This window comes from Aeromicrobium sp. PFPM2_SD2, from assembly GCF_057364525.1.
The window spans coordinates 1-3,759 of sequence record NZ_JBNFNZ010000243.1 but is presented as its reverse complement, the minus strand read 5'-3'; the positions used below and the strand labels follow the sequence as shown (position 1 = coordinate 3,759).

3 protein-coding genes and 1 pseudogene are annotated in these 3,759 nt (G+C 71.1%); 1 reads left to right on the top strand and 3 read right to left on the bottom strand.

Annotation, left to right across the window (positions count from 1 at the left end; translation table 11 throughout):
- Positions 1-31: 31 nt before the first annotated feature.
- Complete coding sequence (locus tag AC2W7G_RS11275) at positions 32-667, bottom strand: malonic semialdehyde reductase (RefSeq protein ID WP_485868511.1); 636 nt, start codon at positions 665-667, stop codon at positions 32-34.
- Between the two features lie 182 nt (positions 668-849).
- On the opposite strand from AC2W7G_RS11275, the gene AC2W7G_RS11270 reads away from it, so the two are divergent.
- Entirely contained in the window at positions 850-1,731 is an 882-nt protein-coding gene (locus AC2W7G_RS11270; protein ID WP_485868510.1) for a hypothetical protein, read from the top strand.
- Positions 1,732-1,806: 75 nt separating this feature from the next.
- Here AC2W7G_RS11270 and AC2W7G_RS11265 read toward each other — a convergent pair.
- Positions 1,807-3,164: pseudogene (locus AC2W7G_RS11265) on the bottom strand (aldehyde dehydrogenase family protein).
- Between the two features lie 177 nt (positions 3,165-3,341).
- Positions 3,342-3,759, bottom strand: a 418-nt coding sequence (locus tag AC2W7G_RS11260; protein ID WP_485868509.1) for an enoyl-CoA hydratase-related protein, incomplete at its 5' end; no start/stop codon positions are given.

Below are 3,759 nucleotides of genomic sequence, written 5' to 3'. Positions count from 1 at the left end.
CGGGGGTCGGCCGGCGTCCGGCCGGGGACGCTCAGAGCGTCGTCGTGGCGACCTCGGCGTCCAGGCGCGGCAGGCGCGGGAACCAGGCGTCCGGGCCGGGCTTGCCGATGTTGACGACCATGAACGTCTGGCGGTTCAGCCCGGCGTGCAGGTCGGCGTCGATGCCGGCGGCGTCGAAGCCACCCATCGGGCCGGCGTGCAGGCCCATCGCGCGGACGGCGAGGATGAAGTAGCCGGCCTGCAGCCAGGCGTTGTTGCTGCCCACGGCGGCACGGACGGCGGCGTTCTCGTCGCCGGTGAACATCGCGGCTCGCTCGGGAGCGATCGGGAACACGGTGCCGAAGTGCTCGGGCCACTCGGTGTCGAAGCTCAGCACCGCGACGAGCGGGGCGGCCTTCGTCTTGGCGGCGTTGCCCTCGGCCATGTGGCTGACGAGACGCTCGCGCGCCTCCTCGCTGCGGACCCAGGTGACGCGCAGGGGCTGCACGTTCATCATCGTCGGGCCCATCTTGGCGAGCTCGTAGATCGCACGGGCGGTGTCCTCGGAGACCGGCTCGTCGGTGAACGTGTTCGCCGTGCGGGCCTCGCGGAACAGCAGGTCGAGGGCGTCGGAGTCGAGGGCGGACTCGGACACCAGGTCGAACCCGGCGCTCTGGTCGATGCTCATGGGCAGCCTTTCGTCGGAAGTGCGTACCCACAGTTGAACGAGCAACTACCTCGAGCGCTTCCCCCGCGAAGGCGTGACAACCTTCACACCCCGCCCTCCTTTTGTCCCAATCTCCGTTCGGCCTTCCTGCGAACAAGCGACGATCTGTTGAGTTAAGTTCCCCACGGAAGGTTCCGCACGACATGCCAGCTCGATTCCGCGACGTGGCGTGCGGCGCCGTCAGCGTCGCCCTCGCGTTTTCCGTCGTCAGTTGTGGCAGCGCCGCTCAGAAGGACGCCGCGCCCGCGGCTGAAGGGGCGTCCACGACGAGCCAGTCCACGCCTTCTGAGGCAGCCGCAGTCCCACTCATCGCCGTCCCGCTTGACGACCCGTGCCTCGCGGAGGCCGCTTCGGCACTCATCAACGACGTCGCGCCCGACTCTGACCTGACCCTGTCAGACGTCGCAGCCGGCCGCGACACCGTCGCCGCCGGAGGAACCAACCTGTCCACGGTCCTGGTGGAGGCTGGTCTCGGCTATCCACTGGAGTCCTCGACCGATCCGACCCGCGAGGCGGAACTGCTGTCGGCATCGAGGACGGCGGTGGAGATGGGACGCGGCGCCTATGACGACTCCCTTCGCTGCACCGCCGCTTACGCTGCCGCCGTTGTTGACGCGGCGTGGGCCGAGAGCCAAGACGTGAATCGCGGGTCGAGTGCGGCCGCCGCGGTCCTTGCCCTGGCGTCCCTCAGGGAGGCGCGTAACGGCGCTCGCGACTCGATCCGGTTGTTGCGAGACACCGGCGCGTTCACGGTCCAGGCGTTGCGGTCTGCTCGCGGAGGCACGGCCGCGGTCGCTCGCGCGCTTCGCCGGTACGACTCGATGTCCCGGCGCGTCGAGCGCACTCGGGAGATCTACAAGAAGCGCAAGGCGGCCGAACGCGCTGCTGCTCGCCGTGCTCGTGAGCGTGCGGCAGAAGCACGCCGGCAGCAGTCGACACCGCCACGCTCGTCCGCTCCCGATCTTTCTGGCTACACGGGCCCCCGCTGCTATGCACCTGGTGGACGCACCTGGCGACCCTGCTGATGTTCCGGAAGGCACGTCGCTGACATGAAGTCGTCCGTCCCGAACGGTTCGGGACCGGACCGACTGTGTCCCGGATCAGAACGGGTAGGGCGCGTGGCCCTCCTTCTGCAGGGTCATCCAGCGGGTCTCGGTGAACGAGTCGATGCCGGCCTGGCCGCCGAACTTGCCGTAGCCCGAGCTCTGGACGCCGCCGAACGGGGCGAACGGCTCGTCGTTGACCGACTGGTCGTTGACGTGGACGATGCCGGTCTTGATCCGCTCGGCGACTGCCCAGCCGGCCCGCAGGTCCTCGGCGATGACGCCGGCGGTGAGGCCGTACTCGGTCTCGTTGGCCAGCGCCACGGCCTCGTCGGGACCGTCGACCGTGTAGATCGCGGTGGCGGCGCCGAAGATCTCCTCGCGGTGCATCCGCATGTCCGGCGTGACGTCCGAGAGCACCGTGGCCTGGAGGAGCGCGCCCTCGGGGGCCTTGCCGCCGGTGTGCAGGGTGGCGCCCTTGTCGACGGCGTCCTGGATGAGCGCGAACTGGCGCTCGGCCGCGCGGACGTTGACCTGGGGGCCGATCACCGTGCTCGCGTCGGTCGGGTCGCCGGCGGGCAGCGAGGCGACCTTGGCGACGAGCTTCTCGGTGAACTCCTCGGCGATCGAGCGGTCGACGATGATCCGGTCGGCCGACATGCAGATCTGGCCGGCGTTCATGAAGGCGCCGAACGTCGCGGCGTCGACCGCGTAGTCGATGTCGGCGGACTCCAGGACGACGACGGAGTTCTTGCCACCGAGCTCGAGCACGGCCGGCTTGATGTGCTGGGCGGCGAGCGTGCCGATCGTGCGGCCGACGTTGGTGGAGCCGGTGAAGTTGACGTTGCGCACGCGCTCGTCGGAGATGAGCGCCTCGACGACCTCGGCCGCGTCGTCGCGGTCGTTCGTCACGACGTTCAGCACGCCGGCGGCAGTCCCGCGTCGATGAGCACGTCGGCCAGGAACAGGCCGCACGCCAGCGGCGCGTCCTCGCTCGGCTTGAGCACCACGGTGTTGCCCACCGCGAGCGGCACGGCCAGGGCGCGGACGCCGAGGATGAACGGGGCGTTCCACGGCGAGATCGCGGCGCAGACGCCGTAGGGACGCTTGACGCCCAGCGAGAGCTTGCCGGGCATGTCGGTCGTGAGCACCTGGCCCTGGACGGCGGTGGCGGCGGTCGCGGCCGAGCGCAGGATCTCGGCGGCCAGGTGGGCGTTGAAGCCGGCCCACGGCGCGACGCCACCGACCTCGCGGGCCATCAGCTCGATGCCCTCGGGCGTGCGCTCCTCGAGCAGGTCGGCGGCCTTGGCGAAGATGCGGGCGCGCTCGGACGGGCCGGTGGCCGACCACGTCTCGAACGCCGCCTCGGCGGCGTCGACCGCCCGGTGGACGTCCTCGGGCCCGGCTGCGGCCACCTGGGCGTAGACGCTCTGGTCCCACGGCGAGATGTCGTCGGTGGTGCGTCCGGACGCGGCGGGGACGTGCTCGCCGTTGATGATGAGGTCGCGCTGGATGGTCACGATGGGTCCTCTCGAGGGGAAGGAAGGTCTGCCTTCATCCTCGCCCCGCACCCGGGCCAGCGACACCCGGGGTCAGCGTCCGGTCCACCTCGGCGTGCGCTTCTCGGCGAACGCGGCGACGCCCTCGGCCGCGTCCTGCGACGAGATCACCGGTGCGGCGAGCTCGGACTGGCGCAGGAAGGCGTCCTCGGCGCTCCAGTGCGGAGCCTCCTCGACGATGCGCTTGCCGACGGCGACGCTCAGGGGTGCGTTGGCGGCGATGCGCTCGGCCAGCTCGATCGCCGCGTCGAGCACCTTCCCGGCAGGCGCCAGGACGTTGACCAGGCCGAGCTCGTGCAGGCGTCGCGCGGGCAGCGGGTCGCCGGTGAGGACGAGCTCCATCGCGACGTTGCGCGGCAGCCGCTCGCTGACCCGCAGCACGCCGCCGGCCGCCGCCACCAGTCCCGCGCCTCGGCTCGGGCAGGCCGAGCTCGGCTCCTCGGCCCGCCAC

Coding starts and splice junctions, on each gene's coding strand:
- AC2W7G_RS11275 (WP_485868511.1), bottom strand. CDS start 667: ATGAGCATCGACCAGAGCGCCGGGTTCGACCTGGTGTCCGAGTCCGCC.
- AC2W7G_RS11270 (WP_485868510.1), top strand. CDS start 850: ATGCCAGCTCGATTCCGCGACGTGGCGTGCGGCGCCGTCAGCGTCGCC.